This is a genomic window from Streptomyces sp. NPDC088116 (assembly GCF_044741745.1).
GTDB lineage: Bacteria > Actinomycetota > Actinomycetes > Streptomycetales > Streptomycetaceae > Streptomyces.
Map to the genome: position 1 here is coordinate 293,290 of NZ_JBIUTF010000004.1, position 24,644 is coordinate 317,933.

21 protein-coding genes and 1 pseudogene are annotated in these 24,644 nt (G+C 69.3%); 17 read left to right on the top strand and 5 right to left on the bottom strand.

Translation table 11 applies throughout. From position 1 onward, the window contains the following. Positions 1–188 precede the first annotated feature (188 nt). On the bottom strand, positions 189–638 hold the full coding sequence (locus tag ACIOJD_RS18255) for an SRPBCC family protein (protein WP_401914447.1): 450 nt from the start codon (positions 636–638) through the stop codon (positions 189–191). A 138-nt stretch (positions 639–776) separates the two neighbouring features. Here ACIOJD_RS18255 and ACIOJD_RS18260 point away from each other — a divergent pair, with 138 nt between their 5' ends. From ACIOJD_RS18260 to ACIOJD_RS18275, 4 genes and pseudogenes are all read left to right on the top strand, one after another. Beyond that, positions 777–1,835: an Rv2578c family radical SAM protein gene (locus ACIOJD_RS18260; protein ID WP_401914449.1), complete on the top strand. Its 1,059-nt coding sequence runs from the start codon at positions 777–779 to the stop codon at positions 1,833–1,835. A gap of 199 nt (positions 1,836–2,034) precedes the next feature. After that, the gene (locus tag ACIOJD_RS18265) at positions 2,035–2,733 is read left to right on the top strand and encodes a class I SAM-dependent methyltransferase (protein ID WP_401915517.1); all 699 of its coding nucleotides are present in this window, start codon (positions 2,035–2,037) and stop codon (positions 2,731–2,733) included. A gap of 113 nt (positions 2,734–2,846) precedes the next feature. Next, positions 2,847–3,004 (top strand): annotated as a pseudogene (locus ACIOJD_RS18270) (radical SAM protein); the annotation flags it as partial. 631 nt (positions 3,005–3,635) lie between these two features. After that, positions 3,636–4,916 carry a tetratricopeptide repeat protein gene (locus ACIOJD_RS18275; RefSeq protein WP_401915520.1) on the top strand — a complete coding sequence of 427 codons (1,281 nt, stop codon included), beginning with the start codon at positions 3,636–3,638 and terminating at the stop codon, positions 4,914–4,916. 131 nt (positions 4,917–5,047) lie between these two features. Here ACIOJD_RS18275 and ACIOJD_RS18280 read toward each other — a convergent pair whose 3' ends face one another. Beyond that, entirely contained in the window at positions 5,048–5,791 is a 744-nt protein-coding gene (locus tag ACIOJD_RS18280; protein WP_401914450.1) for an SDR family NAD(P)-dependent oxidoreductase, read from the bottom strand. Between the two features lie 118 nt (positions 5,792–5,909). On the opposite strand from ACIOJD_RS18280, the gene ACIOJD_RS18285 reads away from it, so the two are divergent. Together ACIOJD_RS18285 and ACIOJD_RS18290 are read left to right on the top strand one after the other, a co-directional pair. Then, on the top strand, positions 5,910–6,377 hold the full coding sequence (locus tag ACIOJD_RS18285) for a MarR family winged helix-turn-helix transcriptional regulator (RefSeq protein WP_401914453.1): 468 nt from the start codon (positions 5,910–5,912) through the stop codon (positions 6,375–6,377). 66 nt (positions 6,378–6,443) lie between these two features. Further along, complete coding sequence (locus ACIOJD_RS18290; protein WP_401914455.1) at positions 6,444–7,118, top strand: GNAT family N-acetyltransferase; 675 nt, start codon at positions 6,444–6,446, stop codon at positions 7,116–7,118. Here the strand turns inward: ACIOJD_RS18290 and ACIOJD_RS18295 are convergent. Beyond that, positions 7,067–7,633, bottom strand: coding sequence for a HEAT repeat domain-containing protein (locus ACIOJD_RS18295; protein WP_401914458.1), 567 nt, complete (start codon positions 7,631–7,633; stop codon positions 7,067–7,069). The genes ACIOJD_RS18290 and ACIOJD_RS18295 overlap by 52 nt on opposite strands. Before the next feature lie 380 nt (positions 7,634–8,013). Here ACIOJD_RS18295 and ACIOJD_RS18300 point away from each other — a divergent pair, with 380 nt between their 5' ends. The 10 genes from ACIOJD_RS18300 (at position 8,014) to ACIOJD_RS18345 (ending at position 21,030) form a co-directional block, all read left to right on the top strand. Further along, positions 8,014–9,804: a 3-hydroxyacyl-CoA dehydrogenase family protein gene (locus ACIOJD_RS18300; RefSeq protein WP_401914461.1), complete on the top strand. Its 1,791-nt coding sequence runs from the start codon at positions 8,014–8,016 to the stop codon at positions 9,802–9,804. An 82-nt stretch (positions 9,805–9,886) separates the two neighbouring features. After that, on the top strand, positions 9,887–10,699 hold the full coding sequence (locus ACIOJD_RS18305) for a TetR family transcriptional regulator (RefSeq protein WP_401914463.1): 813 nt from the start codon (positions 9,887–9,889) through the stop codon (positions 10,697–10,699). A 557-nt stretch (positions 10,700–11,256) separates the two neighbouring features. After that, positions 11,257–12,594, top strand: a complete 1,338-nt coding sequence (ccrA, locus tag ACIOJD_RS18310) for a crotonyl-CoA carboxylase/reductase (protein WP_401914466.1) — start codon at positions 11,257–11,259, stop codon at positions 12,592–12,594. Between the two features lie 16 nt (positions 12,595–12,610). Next, positions 12,611–14,623, top strand: a complete 2,013-nt coding sequence (locus tag ACIOJD_RS18315; protein WP_401914469.1) for a protein meaA — start codon at positions 12,611–12,613, stop codon at positions 14,621–14,623. Next, positions 14,620–15,606 (top strand): HpcH/HpaI aldolase/citrate lyase family protein, encoded by a 987-nt coding sequence (locus ACIOJD_RS18320; RefSeq protein ID WP_401914471.1) that lies wholly within the window; start codon positions 14,620–14,622, stop codon positions 15,604–15,606. Before ACIOJD_RS18315 ends, ACIOJD_RS18320 begins: the two co-directional genes overlap by 4 nt. 5 nt (positions 15,607–15,611) lie before the next feature. After that, complete coding sequence (locus tag ACIOJD_RS18325; protein WP_401914474.1) at positions 15,612–16,118, top strand: MaoC family dehydratase; 507 nt, start codon at positions 15,612–15,614, stop codon at positions 16,116–16,118. Positions 16,119–16,123: 5 nt separating this feature from the next. Next, positions 16,124–17,329 carry an acyl-CoA dehydrogenase family protein gene (locus tag ACIOJD_RS18330; protein WP_401914477.1) on the top strand — a complete coding sequence of 402 codons (1,206 nt, stop codon included), beginning with the start codon at positions 16,124–16,126 and terminating at the stop codon, positions 17,327–17,329. 180 nt (positions 17,330–17,509) lie between these two features. Then, positions 17,510–18,157: a phosphatidylserine decarboxylase gene (locus tag ACIOJD_RS18335; protein WP_401914480.1), complete on the top strand. Its 648-nt coding sequence runs from the start codon at positions 17,510–17,512 to the stop codon at positions 18,155–18,157. Then, a complete protein-coding gene (gene pssA / locus ACIOJD_RS18340; RefSeq protein WP_401915523.1) occupies positions 18,150–19,004 on the top strand; it encodes a CDP-diacylglycerol--serine O-phosphatidyltransferase in 855 nt (284 codons plus the stop codon). The genes ACIOJD_RS18335 and pssA overlap by 8 nt, the downstream gene beginning before the upstream one ends. Positions 19,005–19,116: 112 nt before the next feature. Next, positions 19,117–21,030, top strand: coding sequence for an AMP-binding protein (locus tag ACIOJD_RS18345; RefSeq protein WP_401914482.1), 1,914 nt, complete (start codon positions 19,117–19,119; stop codon positions 21,028–21,030). Here ACIOJD_RS18345 and ACIOJD_RS18350 read toward each other — a convergent pair. Together ACIOJD_RS18350 and ACIOJD_RS18355 are read right to left on the bottom strand one after the other, a co-directional pair. Then, positions 21,014–22,768 carry a GNAT family N-acetyltransferase gene (locus ACIOJD_RS18350; protein ID WP_401914485.1) on the bottom strand — a complete coding sequence of 585 codons (1,755 nt, stop codon included), beginning with the start codon at positions 22,766–22,768 and terminating at the stop codon, positions 21,014–21,016. The two genes, ACIOJD_RS18345 and ACIOJD_RS18350, sit on opposite strands and share 17 nt — an antisense overlap. A gap of 22 nt (positions 22,769–22,790) precedes the next feature. Further along, a complete protein-coding gene (locus ACIOJD_RS18355) occupies positions 22,791–23,945 on the bottom strand; it encodes a glycerate kinase (protein WP_401914488.1) in 1,155 nt (384 codons plus the stop codon). 125 nt (positions 23,946–24,070) lie between these two features. Between ACIOJD_RS18355 and ACIOJD_RS18360 the strand changes: the two genes are divergently transcribed. Next, positions 24,071–24,568 carry an NUDIX domain-containing protein gene (locus tag ACIOJD_RS18360; RefSeq protein WP_401914491.1) on the top strand — a complete coding sequence of 166 codons (498 nt, stop codon included), beginning with the start codon at positions 24,071–24,073 and terminating at the stop codon, positions 24,566–24,568. Positions 24,569–24,644 lie beyond the last annotated feature (76 nt).

Here is a 24,644-nt window from a genome sequence, read left to right on the forward strand (position 1 = left end):
ACCGAAAGGGGTTGCGACGGGGGCGTGTTGGGCGGCGGCGCCCGCTCCGGGGCGCTCATCAGGGATTTCCCGCGACGCGTCGCGCGAGAGGTGCGCGACGGCGCCGCGGGGAAAACCACCCGAAACGGTGACCTCAGGGGCGGCCTGCGGAGATCTGCCGGGGCGCGCCCAGGCGGATCCAGTCCGGTCTAGGAGGCGTTCTCGGTCTCGGCGGCGAGCTTCGCGAGCAGCTCGTCGTAGATGCGCGCGAGGCCCTTGGGGGCGAAGGTCCGCTCGAAGAAGCCGCCGATGCCGCCGGCGCCGTCCCAGACGGTGGTGACGACGGCCTTCGAACGGCCCTCACCGGCAGGGGTGACGGTCCAGGTGGTGACCATCGAGGAGTTGCGGTCCTTCTCGACGAGCCGGCCGTCGCTCGGCTCGGTGACCTCCAGCAGGCAGTCGCGCACGCGCTTGCTGGTGGCCTGGAGCTTCCAGTGGACGAGGGTGCCCTCTCCGTCGCCGCCCTCCCGTACCTCGTACTCGCTGAACTGGCCGGGGAGCACCTTCGCGCGGGTGTTCTCGTAGTCGGCCAGCGCATCGAACAGCGTCTCCGCGTCCGCCGCGATGATCCGCTCCGTCGTGGCCTCGACCTGCGCCATGGCGTTTCCTCCAGCACTCGGTTCTTCAGTGAGTCGCGGCCAGCCAACCACCCTCCGGTACGCCCGCCAAATCCGGGGTTGCGACGATCAAGGGAACACTTGTTCTATTCTGGGGTCAGAGCTACCGAGGAGGCACGCATGCGCTGGGACAATCTGGCCGAAAGCCCGCCGACGACGGGGCCGAGCGGGGACATGGCGCTCTTCGGCACGGACGCGGTGGTCACTCGCACGTTCGACACCCCGGAATTCCGCGGGATCACCTTCCACGAGGTCCGCGCCCGGTCGATCGTGAACCGGGTGCCGGGAGCGTCCCGTATGCCGTTCGAATGGACGGTGAATCCCTACCGGGGCTGCACACACGCCTGTGTCTACTGCTTCGCGCGCAAGACGCACAGCTATCTGGATCTCGACACCGGGCTGGGTTTCGACTCCCAGATCGTCGTCAAGATCAACGCGCCACAGCTGGTACGCCGGCAGCTGGCCTCCGCCCGCTGGGAGGGGCAGCACATAGCGATGGGCACGAATGTCGACTGCTACCAGCGGGCGGAGGGGCGCTACGGGCTGATGCCGGGCATCATCACGGCGCTGCGCGACCACGCCAACCCTTTCTCCATCCTCACCAAGGGCACCCTGATCCTCCGCGATCTCGAACTGCTACGGGAGGCCGCCTCCGTCACCGAGGTGGGCATCTCGGTCTCGGTCGGCTTCATCGACCAGGACCTGTGGCGCACGGTCGAGCCGGGCACACCGTCACCCGAGCGCCGCCTCGATGTCGTCCGCGCGATGACCGACAACGGCATCGGCTGCGGGGTACTGATGGCCCCGGTCATCCCCTTCCTGGGCGACCGCCCCGACCAACTACGGGCGACGGTGAAGGCGATAGCCGCCTCGGGCGCCGGATCGGTGACCCCGCTGGTACTGCATCTGCGGCCGGGGGCACGCGAGTGGTTCATGGCCTGGCTGGCACAGCACCATCCACACCTGGTGGCGCGTTACGAGCGCCTGTACGCGGACGGGGCGTACGCCCCCAAGTGGTACCAGCGCCGGATCACACGGCAGGTGCACGAGCTGGCCGACGAGTTCGGAATAGGCCCGGCGAGCCGGGGCGAGGCCCGCCGCATCTCCACGGACCGGGACGGCGCACGGGACGAGACGCCGGGCCCCGCGCCCGAGGCGACACAACTCAGCCTGTTGTGACGGGACGCTGTTGTGAAGGGACAAGGACGGGAGACACGGACCGCGAGTGGCCCCCGCCCGTCTGCCACGGGAGCGACAGACGGGCGGGGGCTCAAGAGGGGCCGATGACGGCGAGGCCGACGCCCGGAAAGACGGGGTGCCACCAGTCGACGTACGACACGGTCTTTCGCAAGCGGCGCCGCTGTGTTCCGATGGGCGCATGAGGGGTCGGATGCGCGAGGGCCATCAAGGAACCGGTCCGGGGGCAGTCACACCGGACGGGTGTTCCGTCGAATTGTACGAACGCCTCCCTGCGGGTGACGAACCGGACATCATCGAACGGGCGGTCCCTGCCCGGGCCCGTATCCTCGAACTGGGCTCCGGGGTGGGCCGCGTGACGCATCCGCTCGTAAGACGAGGTTTCGACGTGACGGCCGTCGACGAGTCTCCCGAGATGCTGGAGAAGGTTCGCGACGCCCGGACTGTCTGCGGACCGATCGAGAAATTGGAGCTCGATGAGCTCTTCGATGTCGTGTTGCTGGGATCGTTCCTTGTTCACTACGGTGATCCACAAGTGCGGCAAAGGCTCTTACAGACCTGCCGGCGGCATGTCGAAGACCACGGTTGTGTGCTCATTCAGCGAGAAGCCGAGGACCGGCACGAGAACCTGCCACGAGAGCGGGAGATCGCCGGCGGTCTCGTCAGGGTGGTGTCCTCCGACCCGGTGGGCCCTGGTGTGCGGTCCGTCCATGTCGAATACCTTTTCCCGGACGCTCGGTGGACCCAGACATTTCTGTCACGTCCACTGACCACCGAGGCTTTCGAACTCGCCCTCAGCGAGGCCGGGCTTGCCCTCGACTCCTACCTGACCGAGGACCGCACGTGGGTACGTGCCATTCCGGCCGGTGAGGGACGGTAGCGTGCCCGCTGGCACGAGGAGAATGGTGGTGCCCGGAGTGGAGGTCGAATCTCCTTGAGGGTCGTGTCCTGCATGTTGGGGCTGTTGCCGGACTGTGCGACAGCCGCCGCGGGCGCCGGATCACACGGCAGGTGCACGAGCTGGCCGACGAGTTCGGAATAGGCCCGGCGAGAGCCGGGGCGAGGCCCGCCACATCACCACGGACCAGGACAGCCCCCGGGACGAGACGCCGGGCCCCGCGCCCGAGGCGACACAACTCACCCTGCTGTGAAGGGACAAGGACGAGAGACAGGGACCGCGAGCAGCCCCCACTCTCTGCGTCACCACCATGCCCAATGGGCATCGAGGGGGCCCGACACCGCCAAGCGGCCGTGTGCGGATGCCTGCGGAGCAGCCCCACGCAGTCGGTGACGGCGGTGAGGTCACCCGACTTTTCGGCCGCTTCCTTCTTCGCCGCCAGTTCCGCACACTGCGCGCATTCCGGCTCGCTCATCGCCAACTTCCGCTCGACCAACGATTTTCCCTCCCCACCAGGGGCCGCAGTCGCTCTATGGTCGGGCTGTGCGACCGGTCGTCCGCGCGAGAATGCTCGGGCTCACCATTGCCCGGGACATGGCCGGCCCGTTCGGGGCAGTCCTCCCCCAACGGGCAAGCGCAAGGCCCCAGTTTGGTAGCCGACACCATCGGAAGGTCACCGCCTTCCCCGACATCCGAGTTCACCGCTCCTCCTTGCCCCGCGATCTCATCTCACTCTAGGCAACTGGACGACTACGCACAGCGCTACGCTTGCCGCGGCGCGAAGGCATAAGAGCCATAAGGCCGCTGTGAAGGGGATAGGAACGGTGAAGGCGCTGGAGCCGAACACAGCACTTGAGCGGCTGTACCGCGAGAGCGGGTGGACGATGCGTCAACTCGCCCAGGAGGTCAACCGCATCGGAACCGAGCGGGGAACTCCCCTCAAGTACCAACAGCCATCGGTCAGTCAGTGGCTGAAGGGGCAGTTGCCCAAGGAATCCGTCCGCCCACTGATCCTGGAAGCGTTCGCCCGACGACTGCGACGACCCGTCACCCGGTCCGAAGCAGGCTTCCCTTCACTCCCCCAGGAGTCGAACCCCCATCCGAGTACCGTGGAAGGGCTGATCGACCTCGGGAGGCAAGACATGGACCCGTCCCGCCGCAGCGTCGTGGGAGCCGCCCTGTTCTCCGTAGCCCTCACCGTCCCCAACTGGCCAGATGTCCTGGGCCGCATGGAAGCCGTTCAGGGCGGGAGGCCGCTGCGCATAGGAATGCCCGAAGTCGACATGGTCATCGCCATGACGGAACGGGTATCCGAACTGGACGACCAATTCGGCGGGCGCCACGCACGGCCGATGGCAGCGGCGTTCCTCGTAAATACGGTCGCCCCTTACCTGAAGGCTGACGCGTCGGAGGAGGTACGCAAAGCGATGATGTCCGCCGCCTCCGACCTGTGTTACCTCACCGGATACATGGCAGTTGACGAGGGAATCCACGGGCTGGCTCAGCGGTATTACCTGAAAGCACTGGAGCTGGCCGGAGCATCAGAAGACCATCTCATATACTGCACCACGCTACGAGGCATGAGCGTCCAGGCCGTTGACCTGGGACACGGAAGGTCGGCAATGCGACTCGCCGATGCCGCCGCTGCGGCTTCCCCACAGACCGGCCCTCGAATGCGCGCATTCCTGGCCGGGCAACAAGCCCACGCAGCAGCACAAATCGGAGACCGCTCCAACGCCCTCACGCATCTGCGCGAAGCCGAAGTTGCCATGGATAAAGCAGAATCTCAGCAGAGGATTTTCGGTTCCTATGATCCGGCCGCATTGAACTACCACACCAGTCAGGTCAGGTATGAGCTTGGCGATGCAGTGGGAGCAGTAGAAGCGATGCAGCAGTCCGACAAATTGCGCTACAACATCTATCGACGCACGCGCGTAAAAGAGCGTGCGATTCTCGCCGAGCGCCAGTTCGCGGTCGGGCATGTGGAATCTGCTTGCGTCACCTGGAACAGCGCATTGGAGGACTATCCGTTGATTCAATCAGGAAGGGCAGATCAGCGAATGCAAAGCCTATTGCAGCTGGCCAGGCCTCATCTCAAGAGTCATGTAGTTCGCGATGTCTACGAGCGGGCCCGTTCGATCACCCCGAAAACGCTCAGGCCCTAAGGGCTGTCCCGTAATCCCTGATGGATCCGCCGATTCGGGGAAGCAACGACTCACCGACCGTGCGCGTGGGGCGTGGCCGTTGGCACGCCCCACGCGAAACGGATCCCCCCACGAAACGGATCCGCAGCGCCTCAGGCGGTCATCCCGCCGTCCACGAGCAGGTCCGTGCCCGTCACGTACGACGCCTCGTCAGAGGCCAGGAACAGCACCGCGGCGGACAGTTCCGCGGAGTCCCCGAAGCGGCCCATCGGCACCCGCAGGAGTTCCCGTGCCTGGGCGTCCTCGTCCCATGTGGCCTCCAGCAGCGGGGTGCGCACGATTCCCGGGCAGACGCAGTTCACGCGAACGCCCGCCGCCGCGTAGTCCTTGGCCGTGGCCCGCGCGAGACCCCGTACGCCGAACTTCGACGCCGAATACGCGGCATTCGGAGTCCTGCCCTGGAACCCGGCCGTGGAGGAGATGTTCACGATCGACCCGCCGCCCGCCGCGACCATGCCCGGAATGACGGCGTGCATTCCGTAGAAGGTGCCGTTCAGGTCGACCTCCACCGTGCGGCGGTAGTCGGCGATCGACAGCTCCGCGGCGGGCAGGAAGGGGCCCGCGGCACCGGCGTTGTTCACCAGTACGGTGATCGGCCCGAACTCTCGCTCGGTCTCGGCGACCAGCGCGGCCCACTGCTCCGGGTCGCTCACGTCCAGACGGACGAAGCGAGCGGCGTCGCCGAGTTCGGCGGCGAGCGCAGGGCCCTCCGCCTCAAGGATGTCGGCGATCACCACGCGCGCGCCTTCGGCGACGAACGTCCGCACATGGGACGCCCCCATCCCGAGCGCTCCGCCCGTGACAACAGCGACCTTCGACTCCAGACGACGACCCATGCGTTCTCAGTCCTTTCACAGCGGGCACGGCGGCTCACGGCGCCGCGACCTCGATCAAATACTCCCAGTTGGGAAAGTATCATCTGGGAGCATCTGGCGCCGGGTAGCATCAGGCGGCGTGATCAGGGATTCCAGCGACCTTCGGGCAAGCAGCCGGCGCGCGCTGGCCGGCGCCCACGGTGTCCACGTCGGGATGTCGCTGTTTCTCGCGTGGCGCATCTCCGACCGCAACTTCGCCGACGCGCTGAGCGAGTTCGAGCTGACACCGCGGCAGTACAACGTGCTGCTGTCCCTCGCCGCCGACCAGCCGCTGAGCCAGACCGAGCTGGTGAACCGCGTCGGGGTCGACCGCTCGGGGATGGGGCGTCAGATCGACGACCTCGAGCAGCGGGGTCTCGTCGAGCGACACCGTAACGAGGCCGACCGGCGCGCTCATGCCGTGAACCTCACCGGCCTCGGCCGCACGTGCCTCAAGGACGCCGACGCCGCCGTCCAGCGCACGATGGCGGAGGTGTACGGCGTCCTCAGCGAAGAGGAGCTACAGGTCCTCGACCGGCTCCTGACCCGTATCGTCGAACAGCACTGAGCGACAGCGGCACGGGCCGTGGAAAACCCGTGCCCGCTGTCAGTGGTGTCCGCGAGGATGGCGCCCATGAGTGAATCCACCCGGCCCTGCTCCCCCGACGGCGCCTCACCCGACGGCGTCGCATCCGACACCGGATACGGCCAAGTCGTCGGGGACGTGGGCCTGTTCGCAGCGATACCCGGCGAGGTGACGGCCGGGGTCCGGGTCCGTGAGATGACCGTCGCCGACTGCGAGGCCGTCGCCGACATCCGGTTGCGCGGCTGGCGGTACGCGTACGCGGGGCTCATACCGCAGGCGTATCTGGACGCGATGAGCCTCCCGGAGGAGACGGCCCTGCGTCGTGAACGGCTCGCCGAGGGCGCCGGCCAGGTGGTCAATCTCGTTGCGGAGCACGACGGCCGGGTGGTCGGGTGGGGCTGCTACGGTCCTGGCCGCGACGCGGACGCGGACGCCGGGACGGCTGAGCTGTACGCGATCTACGCGGAGCCCGAGTTGCTGTCCACCGGTATCGGCCGTGCGCTGATGGACGCTCTGGCGTCGCGGGCCGCGGGGGACGGCTACACGTCGATGCTGCTCTGGGTGCTGAGGGAGAACGGGCGCGCCCGCCGCTTCTACGCGAAGGCCGGCTTCATGCCGGACCGCGCCGAGGAGTCCTTCGACGTGGACGGGGTCGCGGTGCCCGAAGTGCGTTACGCGAGGCGGCTGAGCGCCTCGTCGGCGGCGGTGCGCAGGCGGGGATGAACCCGGGCCGCTTCGAGGGCGTCGCGCGCGCCGCTGTCCCCGAGTTGCCCCAGTCCCTCGACACAGGCGAGCGCCACCCGCCAGTACGGTTCGTCCGGCGCCAGCAGCCGTTCCAGCGTGGCGATCAGCACCGGTACGGACTCGGCGGCACGCAACTCGGTGAGCAGCCGTATCGGATGGAGCGCGTAGGCGGTGCGCAGTGTGTTGGTGGCGAGCGCGGCGGCGGCCCTGGGGGTGCGCGGGTCACCGAGCCGGGCGAGGGCGTACGAAGCGGAGACGCAGCGCTCGGGATCACGGTGGTTGAGGAGCAGTACAAGCGCCTCGAAGGCCCGCCGGTCCCCGGCGCACCCGAGCCTGAACGCGGCCATCTCCCGTGCCCACAAGGGCTGTTCGCGCGCGGTGAGAATACCGGCCAGCTCTTCCCGGTCCTCGGTGTGCACGAGCCGCCGATACGCCTCCGAGTCCCCGGACTCGTCCCGCACCCGGTCCGCGAGCGAACGTAAGTCCTCATCCATGCCTGCCAGGTTATCGGCGCCGGGCACGCGACCGGCGGCGATTCACGGCTCCGATCGGCCGGCGCGCGCGGCGCGCGGATCACCCGTACCGGCCGCGCCCCGGAACACAGCGCACTACGACCGCGCTCTGGCGCGCTCGTTACCCGTCGGTTAACCTCAGATGAGCGGGTTATCCACTCGCGACTCCGATGGCCTGGTGACGCAGCCATCGCGAGTGCTGTCGGTTCAGCACTTCCACGGCCCGGCCCGTCCGGACCGTACACACGGCGTGGCTACGGAACAGGGCCCGCCGCGGCAGGCTCACGGGCGCACGGGCACGTACACGTCCGTCGGCCGAGCCCTCGAAAACCAGCCGTCACTTCTTCCCCTGGAGTCCCGTGATGGACATCCCTCTCTCCACCATCGCCGTGGTCGGCCTCGGCACGATGGGGACCGGCATCGCCGAGATCCTCGCCGTGGCCGGCCGCGAGGTCATCGGCATCGACATCAGCGACGCGGCCTCCCGGCAGGCCGTCGCCGCGCTCGAAGCGTCCACCGCGCGCAGCGTGGAGCGCGGCCGGCTCACCGAGGAGGAACGGCGTACCGCGCTCGCCCGGTTCCGTACGTTCCGCGACCTGCGCGCCGCCGCCGACGCCGAGTTGGTGATCGAGGTCGTGCCCGAGTCGTACGAGGCCAAGCAGCGGGTCTTGCGCGCGCTGGACGGGATCGTCAGTCCCACGGCCGTTCTCGCGACCGGCACCAACGCGCTGTCGGTGACGCGGCTGGCCGCCGACTCGGCGCACCCCGAGCGGGTGCTCGGACTGCACTTCTTCAACCCCGCCCCGGCGATGAAGCTGGTCGAGGTGGTCTCCTCGGTCCTCACCTCGCCGCAGGCCGTGGCGGCCGTCACCGCGCTCGCGCGCGAGCTGGGCAAGGAGCCGGTCGCGGTGGGCGACCGGCCCGGTTTCGTCGCGGACGGCCTGCTCTTCGGCTACCTCAACCAGGCCGCCGCGATGTACGAGGCCAAGTACGCCTCCCGCGAGGACATCGACGCGGCGATGCGGCTGGGCTGCGGGCTGCCCATGGGGCCGCTCGCCCTGCTCGACCTGATCGGCGTCGACACCGCGCGTACCGTGCTGGACGCGATGCACGCGGCGTCCCACGACCGGCTGCACGCCCCCGCGCCGGTTCTCGGACAGCTCAGCGACGCCGGGCTGACCGGGCGCAAGGCCGGGCGCGGCTTCTACACGTACGAGGCACCCGGCGGCGGCACGGTGGTGCCGGACGCCCTGACACCGACGAACACCCCGGAAGGCGCCGCCGCGGGCTCCGGCCGCGCCGTCCGGTCGGTCGGCGTCGCGGGCTCCGGCACGATGGCGAGCGGCATCGCGGAGGTCTTCGCCAAGGCGGGGTACGACGTCGTGCTCGCGGCCAGGAACCCGGAGAAGGCGGTGGCCGCCGTCGGCCGTATCGCCACGTCCCTGGCCCGTTCGGTCGACAAGGGCCGGCTGACCGCCGAGGCCCGGGACGCTGCGCTGGCGCGGATCGCACCGGCCGGTTCGCTCGACGCGTTCGCCGAGGTGGATCTGGCGGTCGAGGCGGTGACCGAGGACCTGGAGGTCAAGCGGCAGCTCTTCGCCACGCTCGACAAGGTCTGTCGGCCGGGCACGGTGCTGGCCACCACGACCTCCTCGCTCCCGGTGGTCGCCTGCGCCCGCGCGACCTCGCGCCCACAGGACGTCATCGGGATGCACTTCTTCAATCCGGCCCCGGCCATGAAGCTGGTCGAGGTGGTCCGTACGGTCCTCACCGCCGACGATGTCCACGCCACCGCGCGCGAGGTGATCCACGCCGTCCGCAAGCATCCGGTGGACTGCGGCGACCGCGCGGGTTTCATCGTGAACGCGCTGCTCTTCCCGTATCTGAACAACGCGGTCAAGATGGTCCAGGAGCACTACGCGACCCTCGATGACATCGACGCCGCGATGAAGCTGGGCGGCGGCTATCCGATGGGCCCCTTCGAACTGCTCGATGTGGTCGGCCTCGACGTCTCCCTGGCCATCGAACGGGTCCTGCACCGCGAGTTCCACGACCCGGGCCTGGCCCCCGCGCCGCTGCTGGAACACCTGGTGGCGGCGGGCTGCCTCGGCCGTAAGACGGGGCGCGGCTTCCGTGAGTACGCGCGGCGCTGACCCCGGCGCGAGAGGGGGCGGACCGCCCGGCCGGTCCGCCCCGCAGGCACGCTCTCCTGCGCCGATGCAGTACGTTCACTCCATGTCCCAGTCCGCCAAGTCCTCCCGTACGAACTCCAAGACCGCCGGCACGGAGAGCGCCGCCGGCACTCGCGCGGCCGCCCAGCGCCTCAAGATGCGCCGTGAATTGGCGGCCGCGGCCATGGAGCTGTTCGCGACCAAGGGGTACGAGGCGACGACCGTCGACGAGATCGCCGCCGCGGCCGGGGTCGCCCGCCGGACCTTCTTCCGGCACTTCCGCTCCAAGGAAGAGGCGATCTTCCCGGACCACGACGACACGCTCGTCCGGGCGGAGTCGGTACTCAACGCCGCGCCGGCCCACGAGCACCCGCTGGACACGGTCTGCCGGGGCATCAAGGAGGTCATGCGGATGTACGCGGCCTCCCCCGCGGTCTCCGTGGAGCGCTACCGCCTCACCCGCGAGGTGCCCACGCTCCGCGAGCGCGAGATCGCCTCGGTGGCCCGCTACGAGCGGCTGTTCACCCGCTATCTGCTGGGCCACTTCGACGAGCGCGACCACGCCGACGGCAATGACGACCCGCTGCTGGCGGAGGTGGCCGCGTCCGCGGTCGTCACGGCGCACAACCATGTGCTGCGGCGCTGGCTGCGGGCCGGTGGCCAAGGCGATGTCGAGGCACAGCTGGACCACGCCTTCGCGATCGTGCGTGACACCTTCGGCACGGGTATCGGCGCGGGCAGGAGCTTCGGCGACAAGCCGCGACAGCCGGCCGCCACCGCGCGTACCAGCGGGGACGTGCTGGTGACGGTGGCGCACACGGACGCCCCGCTGGACGAGGTCATGCGGACCATCAAGCAGGCGCTCAAGGGCGCCTAGGGTCTTTCGTTTGGATCAGGCCGGATCAGGGGGCAGGGTCTGGTGCCGTGGATCGCAAGGCGGGGGAGTGAGGCGACGCGGAGCGTCGTGGAGTGACGGCAACGCGGCGAGGCGCGGTGCCGGGGCACGCGAGCCCGGCAAGATCCAAACGAGAGGCCCTGGGGCCTCTCGTTCCCCGCACCCACCGGCCTGGCTCGCGCACGCCCTCACATCGATACGCCATGCGCACACCTCGGCACCTGAAGTGATATTCGCCGGCGATCGAGCGGTAGACATTGCTCATGCGTGCCGTACGAGTGACACATGAGAGAGATTTTTGGCACCCAGTGCCTTGCCAGGTGTCACCGGGTGCCATAGCGTGAAGTTGTCCGGCTGTTCCCGCAAGCCATCCCGCTTGTGCGCCCGGACGCCTGCGTCACAGGCATCTCCGCGCTCACCCGGCGCCGCCGATCAGCACGACCGGCACCGCGCCCCCGCCGAACCGACGGCACACCTCCACCGCACCAGCAAGCAGCCCCCTTGCATCTCGCTCCCTCGGCTTCACCGGAGGCAACACCGTGAAGGAAATCCTGGACGCGATCCAGTCGCCGGACAGCACATCCGCAGACTTCGCCGCACTGCCCCTCCCCGGCTCGTACCGCGCGGTGACCGTGCACAAGGACGAGACGGAGATGTTCACGGGCCAGACCACCCGGGAGAAGGACCCCCGCAAGTCTCTCCATCTCGATGAGGTCCCGGTGCCCGAACTCGGCCCCGGCGAGGCCCTGGTGGCCGTCATGGCCAGCTCCGTGAACTACAACTCCGTCTGGACCTCCATCTTCGAGCCCCTGCCGACCTTCGGGTTCCTGGAGCGGTACGGCAGGCTCAGCGAACTCACCAGGCGCCACGACCTGCCGTACCACGTCATCGGCTCGGACCTGGCGGGCGTCGTGCTGCGCACCGGCCCCGGCGTCAACGTCTGGCGGCCGGGCGACGAGGTCGTCGCGCACTGCCTCTCCGTCGAGCTGGAATCGTCCGACGGACACAACGACACGATGCTCGACCCCGAGCAGCGGATCTGGGGATTCGAGACCAACTTCGGCGGCCTCGCCGAGATCGCGCTCGTGAAGTCCAACCAGCTGATGCCCAAGCCGCAGCACCTGAGCTGGGAGGAGGCCGCGGCTCCCGGACTGGTCAACTCGACCGCGTACCGGCAGCTGGTGTCCCGCAACGGCGCCGGGATGAAGCAGGGCGACAACGTCCTGATCTGGGGCGCGAGCGGCGGACTCGGCTCGTACGCCACGCAGTTCGCGCTGGCCGGCGGGGCCAACCCGGTCTGTGTCGTCTCCAGCGACCAGAAGGCGGAGCTGTGCCGTCGGATGGGCGCCGAGGCGATCATCGACCGCACCGCCGAGGACTACGCGTTCTGGAAGGACGAACACCATCAGGACCCGCGCGAGTGGAAGCGGTTCGGCAAGCGCATCCGCGAACTGACCGGCGGCGAGGACGTGGACATCGTCTTCGAGCACCCGGGGCGCGAGACGTTCGGAGCCAGTGTGTACGTCACGCGCAAGGGCGGCACGGTCGTCACCTGCGCCTCCACCTCCGGCTACACGCACGAGTACGACAACCGCTATCTGTGGATGTCGCTCAAGCGCATCATCGGTTCCCACTTCGCCAACTACCGCGAGGCGTGGGAGGCCAACCGGCTGGTCGCCAAGGGAAAGATCCACCCCACCCTGTCGAAGGTCTACGCGCTGGAGGACACCGGCCAGGCCGCGTACGACGTCCACCGCAACCGCCACCAGGGCAAGGTCGGGGTGCTGGCGCTGGCACCCCGCGAGGGCCTCGGCGTGCGGGACCGGGAGCTGCGCGAGCGGCACCTCGACGCCATCAACCGCTTCCGTAACGTCTGAAGGCTGAAGGCTTTTCATGACTGATCGTCACAAAGACCGGCCCTGGCTCATGCGGACGTACGCCGGTCACTCCACCGCCGAGGCGTCCAACGAGCTCTACCGGCGCAACCTCGCCAAGGGGCAGACCGGCCTCTCGGTCGCGTTCGACCTGCCGACGCAGACCGGTTACGACCCCGATCACGTCCTGGCCCGGGGCGAGGTCGGCCGGGTCGGGGTGCCGGTCTCCCATCTCGGCGACATGCGGCGGCTGTTCCAGGACATCCCGCTGGAGCGCACCAACACCTCGATGACCATCAACGCCACCGCCATGTGGCTGCTGGCGCTCTACCAGGTGGTGGCGGAGGAGCAGGGCGCGGACATCGCCCTGCTCCAGGGGACGACCCAGAACGACATCGTCAAGGAGTACCTCTCACGCGGGACGCATGTCTTCCCGCCCGTGCCCAGCCTGCGGCTGACCACGGACATGATCACGTACACGGTGAACCACATCCCCAAGTGGAACCCCATCAACATCTGCAGCTACCACCTCCAGGAGGCGGGGGCGACCCCGGTGCAGGAGATCGCGTACGCGATGTCCACCGCGATCGCCGTGCTCGACGCGGTGTTCGCGTCCGGGCGGATCCCCGAGGACCGCCGGGGGGATGTCGTCGCCCGGATCTCCTTCTTCGTCAACGCCGGGGTGCGTTTCATCGAGGAGATGTGCAAGATGCGGGCCTTCTCCCGCATCTGGGACCAGGTCACCCGCGAGCGGTACGGCATCGACAACACCAGGCAGCGCCGCTTCCGCTACGGCGTCCAGGTCAACTCCCTCGGCCTGACCGAGGCCCAGCCGGAGAACAACGTCCAGCGGATCGTCCTGGAAATGCTGGCGGTCACCCTCTCCAAGGACGCCCGCGCCCGCGCCGTCCAACTCCCGGCCTGGAACGAGGCATTGGGCCTGCCGAGGCCTTGGGACCAGCAGTGGTCGCTGCGTATCCAGCAGGTCCTGGCGCATGAGAGCGACCTGCTGGAGTACGAGGACATCTTCGAGGGCTCGCAGGTCGTGGAGGCCAAGGTGGCGGGCCTCGTCACCGAAAGCCTCGCCGAGATGGACCGGATCGAGGAGATGGGCGGCGCGATGGCGGCCGTCGAGTCCGGCTATCTCAAGTCGCGGCTGGTCTCCTCGCACGCCGAGCGCCGGGCGCGGATCGAGTCCGGCGAGGAGAAGATCGTCGGCGTCAACTGCTACGAGTCCACCGAGCCCGGTCCGCTCACCGCGGACCTCGACACCGCGATCATGACAGTCGACCCGGCGAACGAGGCACGGGTGGTGGCGGCCCTGCACACCTGGCGGGACAACCGTGACGAGGCCCGCGCCACGCAGGCGCTGACCGCCCTGAAGCGGGACGCCGCGGGCACCGCCAATCTGATGGCCGCCACCGTGGAGTGCGCGCGGGCCGGGGTGACGACCGGCGAGTGGTCCTGGGCGCTGCGCGACGTCTTCGGCGAGTTCCGCGCGCCCACGGGCGTGAGCGGCGCTCAGGTCGCCGTGGCCGCGGAACGGGGCAGCGCGCTCGCCGCCGTACGGGAGAGAGTGTCCCGTACCGCCGAGGAGTTGGGCGCCGGGCGACTGCGGCTGCTGGTCGGCAAGCCCGGTCTCGACGGGCACTCCAACGGCGCCGAGCAGATCGCCGTACGCGCCCGGGACGCCGGCTTCGAGGTGGTCTACCAGGGCATCAGGCTCACACCCGAGCAGATCGTGAGCGCCGCGCTCGCGGAGGACGTGCACTGCGTGGGCCTGTCGATCCTGTCGGGTTCGCACGCCGCGCTGGTGCCCGACGTACTGGAGCGGCTGCGCGCGGCGGGCGCCGGGGACCTCCCGGTGATCGTCGGCGGGATCATCCCGCACGCGGACGCCGAGGAACTGCGGGCGGCCGGGGTGGCCGCCGTATTCACCCCGAAGGACTTCGGGATCACCGAGATCATCGGCCGTATCGTCGACGAGATCCGTACCGCGAACAAGCTCGACCCGTTGGAGGTCTCCGCATGACAGCCCATCTGCCGCCCGCCACCGCCCGGCCCGACCGGCTGCGTCCGCGCCGCTCCTGCCTGGCCGTTCCGGGCTCCAACCCGCGTTTCCTGGAGAAGGCCCAGGGGCTGCCGGCCGACCAGGTCTTCCTCGATCTGGAGGACGCGTGCGCGCCGCTCGCCAAGGAGGGCGCCCGGCACACGATCGTGGACGCGCTCAACAAGGGCGACTGGACGGGCAAGACACGGGTCGTACGGGTCAACGACTGGACGACGCACTGGACTTACCGCGATGTGGTCACGGTCGTGGAGGGCGCGGGAGCGAACCTCGACTGTGTGATGCTGCCGAAGGTCCAGGACGCGCAGCAGGTCGTCGCCCTCGATCTGCTGCTCACCCAGATCGAGAAGACGATGGGCTTCGAGGTCGGCCGGATCGGCATCGAGGCGCAGATCGAGAACGCCAAGGGCCTGGTGAACGTCGATGACATCGCCGCTTCCTCGCCCCGGCTGGAGACCATCGTGTTCGGCCCCGCCGACTTCATGGCCTCCATCAACATGAAGTCGCTCGTCGTCGGACAGCAGCCGCCCGGATACGGCGCGGACGCGTACCACTACATCCTGATGCGCATCCTGATGGCGGCCCGCACCCACGATCTCCAGGCGATCGACGGTCCGTACCTCCAGATCCGCGATGTGGAGGGGTACCGCGAGGTCGCCGGCCGTGCGGCGGCGCTCGGCTACGACGGCAAGTGGGTGCTGCACCCGGGCCAGATCGAGGCGTCGAACGAGATCTTCTCGCCCTCCCAGGAGGACTACGACCACGCCGAACTGATTCTGGACGCGTACGACTACTACACGTCCGAGGCCGGCGGGAAGAAGGGCTCCGCGATGCTCGGCGACGAGATGATCGACGAGGCCAGCCGCAAGATGGCACTGGTCATCTCGGGCAAGGGCCGGGCCGCGGGCCTGCGGCGCACCACCTCCTTCGAAGCCCCGGAGGCGTGAGAGCCATGCGGTTCGGACGCACTTTCGAGGAGTTCGAGGTCGGCGCGGTCTACAAGCACTGGCCGGGCAAGACGGTCACGGAGTACGACGACCACCTGTTCTGCCTGCTCACCATGAACCATCACCCGCTGCACCTGGACAGCAACTACGCCGAGAAGACGACGGACTTCGGGAAGAACGTCGTCGTGGGCAACTACGTCTACTCGCTGCTGCTGGGCATGTCGGTGCCGGACGTCTCCGGGAAGGCGATCGCCAATGTGGAGGTCGAGTCGCTCAAGCATGTCGCGCCGACCTTCCACGGCGACACGATCTACGGCGAGACGACGGTCCTGGACAAGACCCCGTCCAGGTCCAAGAGCGACCGCGGAATCGTGTACGTGGAGACCAGGGGCTACAAGCAGGACTCCACCGTGGTCTGTGTGTTCCGGCGCAAGGTGATGGTCCCGACCGAGACGTACGTCAAGGCACGCGGAGGCGAACAGCCAGGCCGCCCCGAACCCCAGGAGAAGTGACCGAGATGAGCCCACTCGCCCAGACCGCCGGCCTGACCGACATCCAGCGGGAGATCCTGGCGACCGTCAGGGACTTCGTCGACAAGGAGATTCTCCCGGTCGCCACGGAGCTGGAGCACCGCGACGAGTATCCGACCCGGATCGTGGAGGGCCTGAAGGAACTCGGCCTGTTCGGGCTGATGATTCCCGAGGAGTACGGCGGTCTGGGCGAGTCCCTTCTCACCTACGCGCTGTGTGTGGAGGAGATCGCCCGGGGCTGGATGTCGGTGTCCGGCATCATCAACACCCACTTCATCGTGGCGTACATGCTCAAGCAGCACGGCACCGAGGAACAGAAGGAGACCTTCCTGCCGCGGATGGCGGCCGGTGAGGTGCGCGGGGCGTTCTCGATGTCCGAGCCCGGCCTGGGTTCCGACGTCTCGGCGATCACGTCCAAGGGAGTCCGGGACGGCGACGACTACGTACTGAACGGCCAGAAGATGTGGCTGACCAACGGCGGCACGTCCTCGCTCGTCGCCGTGCTGTGCCGCAGCGACGAGGGCCACCCGGAAGGCACCGCTCCGCACAAGTCGATGACCACGTTCCTGGTCGAGAAGGAGCCCGGCTTCGGTCAGGTGCGGCCCGGTCTGACCATCCCCGGGAAGATCGACAAGATGGGCTACAAGGGCGTCGACACCACCGAGCTGATCATGGACGGACTGCGCATTCCGGCCCATAGGGTGCTCGGCGGCGCCACCGGCCGAGGGTTTTACCAAATGATGGACGGAGTCGAGGTCGGCCGGGTGAATGTCGCCGCGCGCGGCTGCGGGGTGGCCCGGCGCGCCTTCGAGCTGGGGATCTCCTACGCACAGCAGCGGCACACGTTCGGCAAGCCGATCGCCCAGCATCAGGCGATCCAGTTCAAGCTGGCCGAGATGGCTACCAAAGTCGAAGCCGCCCATGCAATGATGGTCAACGCCGCACGCAAAAAGGACTCCGGGGAACGAAACGACCTGGAGGCAGGGATGGCGAAGTACCTCGCCTCCGAATACTGCAAAGAAGTCGTGGAGGACGCGTTCCGCATCCATGGCGGTTACGGCTTCTCCAAGGAGTACGAGATCGAGCGCCTCTATCGTGAGGCTCCGATGCTGCTGATCGGCGAAGGTACCGCCGAGATCCAGAAAATGATCATCGGTCGACGCCTGTTGGAGGAGTACCGATTCCAGGGTTGAATGCCACCTTTGAGCTATTTTGGCCGCGAAGAAGATCACACCCTGTCCTCCGGCGCGACTCGCTTCACGGCGCTCGACTCGGCTGCTGGCTTGCTCAGTTGCGGCCCGCAACCGATACCATCGCTGGAAAGCCGCCGTCCCCCGTTGCCAGCGCGGCATCATCCGCTACGAAGGTCATCCATGCCCCACAGCCAAACCTCCGCACCACGCGGCAGGGTCCGCCTCGCGCGCGGAGCATCGCCGTGGCTCCTGCCGACCGTCGCCACCGCAGCGATCGGCCTGGCCCGCGCGCGCAGCTCCAAGCGCGCCGCAGTACTCGCCGTGCCCGCCACCGCGCTCGCGGCGGGCATGCTGTGGTTCTTCCGCGACCCGGAGCGCGAGATCACGCAGGGCCGGGTCATCTCCCCGGCCGACGGTGTGGTGCAGAGCATCATGCCGTGGAAGGACGGGCGCACCCGGGTCGCCATCTTCATGAGTCCGTTGAACGTCCATGTCAACCGTGCCCCGCTCGCGGGCACCGTGACATCCGTGGAGCACATCCCCGGCGGATTCGTCCCGGCGTTCAACAAGGAGAGCGAGAACAACGAGCGCGTTGTCTGGCACTTCGACACCGAGCTGGGTGACATCGAGATGGTGCAGATCGCCGGCGCGGTGGCGCGGCGGATCGTCCCGTATCTGCCCCAGGGGACCAAGGTGGAACAGGGCGAGCGCATCGGCCTGATCCGTTTCGGCTCGCGCGTCGACATCTACCTTCCGGAAGGTGTCGAAGTCGCTGTCGAGGTCGGTCAGACCACGACCGCAGGGGTGACTCGAATTGACCGTGATTGATCCTGATACGCAAGCCGGCTGGGTCGCCGAGGCTGAGGCCGAAGCGGAGGACGACGCGGAGGACATGCCGCTGTCGATGCGGCTGTCGATAGCGGACACCCTCACGCTCGGTAATGCCACGTGCGGCTTCATGGCCGTGTACTTCACCACTACAGGCATTCTCATCCCGCACCTCACGGGAAGCGATGAGAGCGGCATGGCGCGGCACTCCGCCGCGACGGCCGTGATCCTGATGCTGGCCGCGGCGATCTTCGACCTGTTCGACGGACTCGTGGCCCGCAAGCTGCGCAGCTCCCCGATGGGCGCCGAGCTGGACAACCTCTCGGACCTGATCAGCTTCGGTCTCGCACCGGCCTATTTCGTGCTCGTGTACGGAATGGTCGCGGACGACGCACATCAGCGGGTGTCGGCACTGGCGGCGATCGTGGTGTTGCTCGCCGTCGTGCTACGGCTGGCCAGATTCTCCTGTGTGACGCTGAAGGACGGCATGTTCCAGGGCATGCCGAGCCCCTTCGGGGCACTGACGGTCGTCTCGATCGTCCTGCTGGAACTTCCCTTCGTCACGACGCTGCTCGCGATCATCGGAGTGGCCTGGCTGATGGTGAGCCGCGTCGAGTATCCGAAGCCGCGGGGCATTCTCGCGGTGGCGATGCTCACCTGGATCGTGGCCGCGATGGGGCTGCTGGCGGCCTGGGCGTTCGACGCCCCCGGCGGTCAGCTGCTGCTCCAGACCGGCTGTGCGCTCCAGGTGGTGACGGGCGCGGTGATTCCGCTCTTCGCCACGGCACGGCGGGTGAACACCTTCCGCGGCAACCGCCGCGAGGCACGGGCGGCGCAGTTGCCGTAGGCCCGCAGCGGGGAACGACTGGTACGGGTAAGGGCCCGGGTGCGCATCGCACCCGGGCCCTTACCCGTTGTGGTCTTCCGCCCGCCCTCTCCCTCTGGAAGCATTTACCGCCATGACCGGGGGATCGATACATCAGCTCTTCGAAGAGCGGGCACGGCAGGCACCCGACCGTGTCGCGGTGGTCACCGATGGTGACCAGTACAGCTATCTGCGTGTGGACACCGAGGCCAATCGGCTGGCGGCGTATCTCGTCGAGAGCGGTGGGCTGCCCGGCTCCGGCTCCGCCGCCGCCACCGTCGCGATCTGTACGGAGCGGCCGCTGGACGCGCTGGTGGCGATGCTGGCCGTGCTCAAGGCGGGCCACGCGTACGCCGTCGTGGCGCCGCGGACACCGGGCGAGGAGTTGCACCGGCTGCTCGGGCTCGCGCGGGCCAAGGCCGTCATCACCCAGCGGGCGCTGCTGCCACGGATCGACGACGGCCGTGACCGGACCGCCGTCTGCCTGGACCGGGACGCGGAGGCCATCGCGGCGCACTCGGGGGTGGCGCCGCCCACGGCCCGTGGCACGGGCGGCCGGGACATGGCCAGGAACGGGACCAGGAAGAGAGCCGGCCCGGCTGCGAGGACGAGGGCCACCGTGCTGTTCACCGCCGGGACGACCGGCAAGCGCACGGCGGTCGTGTCCGGGCACGACCGGTGGATCGCCGCGTACACCGCCTGGGCCGAGGTCTACGCGCTGTCACCGCAGGATCAGGTACTGGTGACCGCGCTCCCCGAGACCACCGAGTTCACCGGGGGCTGGATCCGGGCCCTGTGCTCCGGCGGGACGCTGGTGCTCTCCGACCGGCTGATCAGCACGGAGAGTGTCACGGTGGTCGAAGCCGACCCGAGGACGGCCGCCCGGCTGCTGACACGTGACCTGCCGGCGCTGCGGCTGCTCGCGGTGGGCGGCGAGCCGCTGCGGCTGGACGAGCAGCTGCGCCTCCAGGAACTGCTGCCGACGCCCGAGGCGCGGGTGGTCAGTGTGTACGGTCCGGCGGAGGTCGTCGGCTGCGGTACGTGGTTCGAGCCCGAGCAGCTGCCGGGTGCCGTGGAGTATCCGGAGCGTGCCGCGTATCTCGGCAGGCCGTTCCCCGGCTGTGCGGCGGAGCTGCGCAAGGGCAGGATCTGGCTCACCCCTCCGGACGGCGGCGACGCGGTCGCGACCGGCGACGTGGGGCGCAGGCAGGCCGAAGGGCCGCTGGAGTTCCGCGGCCGGACGGCGGACCGGGTCACGGTCAACGGCAGGACGGTCGACACGTACCGGGTGGAATCGGCGCTGGGCGGTCATCCCGGCCTCCGGGAAGTGGCCGTCACGGCGGACAAAGGGCGCACGGGGAACCGGCTGATCGCCTTCGTCGCTCCCGTCTCCGGGCCGACCGAGCTGCGTTCCCGGCTCACCGGCCTGGTCCCGGCGGGCGACATTCCCGGCTCGGTGGTGCGGATCCCGCGGCTGCCGAGGAACGCCGCCGGGAAGGTGGACCGCGCGAAGCTGCCGTTGCCGCCGGTCCCCCGGGCCGCGAGCGGCGGCGGCAAGGGCGGCGAGATGTCCCCCGAGGACGTCAACGCCGTGATCGCCGTCGTGGTGACGTTGTGCGCGGGTTTCCTGTCCGCCGCGCTCACCAACGTGTTCTGGCCCGGCTCCACCGACCTGACCGGTGTACCGACGCCGTGGAACGTGCTGTTCGGCTTTCTGTACTTCTTCGAGTGGCTCGCCTTCGGCCTGGGCATGGGATTCCTGGCGATGGGGCGGCAGCCGATGCTCCGGCACGGCGCGCCACGGGGGATCACCACCCTGGCGCATCTGGCGATCGTCTGGCTGCTGGCCGCCTGGTGGCCGCAGGACAATTTCTACCGGCTGGCCGCCAAGACCGACTGGCCTAGGCAGGCCGCTCTCGTCTACACCTTCAATGTGACGCTGATGCTCGCGGCGGCGATCGTGGTGGTCTGGGTGAACAAACGGCCCGCCGTCAACGAGCGGACCTGAAGATCCCGCCGAGGTCCCGGCCCGCACCGCGGACCAGGGCCTCGGCCGCGTCGAGGCGGTCCGCCGTACGGGCCGCGAGCAGGACTCCCACAAACGGGGCGGGGTCGAAGGCGGCCGTGGGGATCGAGGGCAGCAGAACCGCCCCGAGGGCTGTACAACGGTCCGTCAGTTCCCTCAGCCAGACGATGAGTTCGGCGTCGGGGAGGCGGGCGGCCAGCGGGATGTGGTCCAGGGTGCGTACGAGATGGCCACCGCCCCGGGTCTCGTCGAGGCGCGCCTTCACCATGAAGGCGACCGAGGGGCCCGTCAGCCGCAGATTGATCTCTGTCGGAGCCAGGACGTGTCCGAGTCCGCCTGTCGGTGCGGTCACGAAGTCGACGTCGTACCAGCCCCGGTAGCCGCTCGCGGCGAGTTCCCGGCCGACCGCGCGCCCGAACCGCAGCGCGATGGCGGCCGACCGGTCCGGTACGACGCCGGGGCCGACGGTCGCTCCCCGGTAGGCGGTGCCCCGCACGTCCATCACGGCGACGCCCACGTCGTACACCGCGCCGGTGGCGTCCACGATGCCGTCGTAGGTGAGGTCATGGGGTGCGCGGGCGCCGGTCAGATAGTCCTCCACCAGGAGCGGGCCCCGGGGCAGCGCCCGCAGCGCGCGCGGCAGATCCCGTACGGACCGCACCACGTACGTGCCCGAACCACCCACGCCGTGCTCGGACTTGAGGATGCTGGCCTCGCCACAACGGGCCCGTGCGAGGACCAGCCGGGCCGCCGCGCGGCGGTCGGCCGCCGGTCGCTGAGCGGGAACGGTGATGTCGTCGCGATGCGCGGGAGCCAGCCGCAGGAACAGCGCGTTGGCGGCCCGTTTGGACTCGTACCGCAGCGCTCCGGGCGGCAGCGGCCGGCCGGACAGCTCCCCGGACGCGGCCGAGTGGCCCCACGGTACGAAGGGCAGTCCGAGCCCGCGCAGATGGGCGGTCAGTACGGGACGGGCGAGCAACTCGGCGGTGAGTCCGGCCGCGGTCCCGGCGGGTGCGGTGGCTGGGCCAGGGGCGAGTCCGTCGTACAACTCCACGGCTCCCCAAGCGAGTTGGCGGGAGAGCAGTTCGATCCAGCCAGGGGGTACGGTCCGGGGCAGGACGATCACGGCCGGATGCGGGCTTCCCAGCGCGGCCAGGCAGGAGTAGTGGCCGCTCGCCAGGCGCGCGGTCCCGGACAAAGCGCCGAACTGTGCCTGGAACTCGGCGACATTGCCGAGTTGTACGGTCCGCCGCCCGCCCGTCCACGCCCGCACCCACTCCTCGCGCGGGAGCACGTCGACCCGGAGCCGGGGCAGCGGGCCGCCGAGTACGGGCCGCGCTCCGAGCGCCCGGTAGAAGTCCACGGCGTGCGGGTCGGAGTCGATCGTCAGCCGCTCGAACCCCAGGTCACGGGCGGCGTCGAGGACATGGGCGTACAGGGTCCGGCCGATGCCCCGGCCGATCGCGTGCGGTTCGACGAAGAGCAGCCCGAGTGTGCCGTCGGGGGGCTCGCCCTCCAGCGAGGCGACACCGAGGAGTTCACCGGACTCCTCGTCCTGCGCGACGATGACCCGACGCGCCGTCACATCTGTTGCGGAAAGGGTCAGTTCATCGGCACACGCCGCCAGGAAGGAGTCGTCGTACCCCCAGTGGGCCTTCGAGCGCAGCGCAAGTCCGCTGAGCACCTGCGCCTCGTCGGGGCGCGCTTCGCGTATCCGCACGCCCCGACCATAGGCGGTCCGGTCAGACCAGGAAGTCCCGCGCGATGTTCGCCGCCAGGCGTTCCAGCAGCGGCCCCGCCTCCGCCATGCTGACGGCCGGGTCCGGCTCCAGTTCGGTGAGGGCGTAGGCGCGGCGGATGCCTGCCCGGCCCAGCGCCTGTGGGCGCAGGGTCAGCCGGCCGCAGACCGCGATGACCTCGATCCCCCGGGCCCGCGCCGCCGCCGCGACGCCCGCGGGGGCCTTGCCGTGCAGCGTCTGCTCGTCCAGGGAGCCCTCGCCGGTGATCACCAGGGACGCCCGGGACAGGGCGGGGGCGAAGCCCAGCACATCGAGCATGATCTCGATCCCGGGGCGGAAGCTCGCGCCGAGGCCGACCAGCGCGCCGTAGCCGATACCGCCCGCCGCGCCCGCGCCCGGCGAGAGCGCGAGATCCGCGGCCCGGGAACCGATGGCCGTCTCCAGGACCGTGGCGTAGTGGGCGAGGGCCGCGTCGAGCGTCGCGATGTCCCGCGCGCTCGCGCCCTTCTGTGCCCCGTAGACGGCGGGGGCGCCCTTGGGACCGGTCAGCGGGTTGTCGACATCGCTGGCCAGGACGATCTCCGTGGCGGCGAGACGGTCGTCCAGACCGGAGAGATCGGCGGTGGCGAGATCACGCAGTCCGCCGCCGCCCGGCCCGACCGGCCGCCCGTCCGCGTCCAGGAAGCGTGCGCCGAGCGCCACGAGCATCCCCGCGCCGCCGTCGGTCGTGGCGCTTCCGCCGACGCCGAAGACAATGCTCCGCGCGCCCGCGTCGAGCGCGGCGCGCAGCAGTTCGCCGGAGCCGTACGTCGTCGCCGTCAGCGGCGCGAAGACCCCCTCGGGCAGGCACTGGAGGCCCGAGGCCTCCGCCATCTCGACGACGGCCGTACCGTCCCGCAGGGCGTACGCCGCGGTCAGTTCGTCACCGAGCGGCCCGGTGACCCGTACCTCACGGCGCTCGAAACCGGCGGCCAGTGCGGCTGCCACGGTGCCGTCGCCACCGTCCGCGACCGGCAGGGTCTCGACAGTCACCGAGGGGGCGACCCTGTGCAGCCCCGCCGTGACCCGTTCGGCGACCTGCACGGCCGTGAGTGAACCCTTGAACTTGTCCGCCGCGACAAGTACGTGCGCGGCTTGCTTTGCTGCTCCGTCCGTCACTGTGCATCCTCTGCTTTCGAACAGATAGTCGCGCCGACCCGACCTTATCCGTACAGATGGCCCCCTGCCCATGATCGGCCACCGGATCGCGCGGGCCCCGGGCCGCGGTCTCTTAAGCTTCTGGTGTGACGCAAACCGATACAGACTACGCCGCGTACATCGCCGGTCTCCCCCGTGTGCTGGCCGGCGCCGCCATGCTCTTCAGGGACGTCCGGGGCCATGTACTGATCGTCGAGCCCAATTACCGGGAGGGCTGGGCGCTGCCGGGCGGGACCATCGAGTCCGACGACGGTGAGACCCCGCGTGAGGGCGCCCGCCGGGAGACCCTCGAGGAGATCGGCCTGGACATCGAGCCGGGGCAGCTGCTGGCAGTGGACTGGGTCCAGGGCGCGGCCCGGCCGCCGATCGCCGCGTATCTGTACGACGGCGGGGTGCTGGGCGAGGATCAGCTGGCGGCGATCCGGCTCCAGGAGGAGGAACTGCTGTCGTGGCGGCTGGCCGACCCCGCCGAGCTCTCCTCGTATCTGCCGGGGTCACTCGGGTCCCGGGTGCTGGCGGCGCTCGACGCGCTGGAGTCCGGCGCGGGCGCGGTGGAACTGGAGAACGGAGTGCGAGCGCGGTAGGCCCATGGCCGTCCTTGGTGGGGCGGTCCGATCGGCTCGTTTCGGCGAAAGTTGACCTTCACGTTCCTTGAACGAC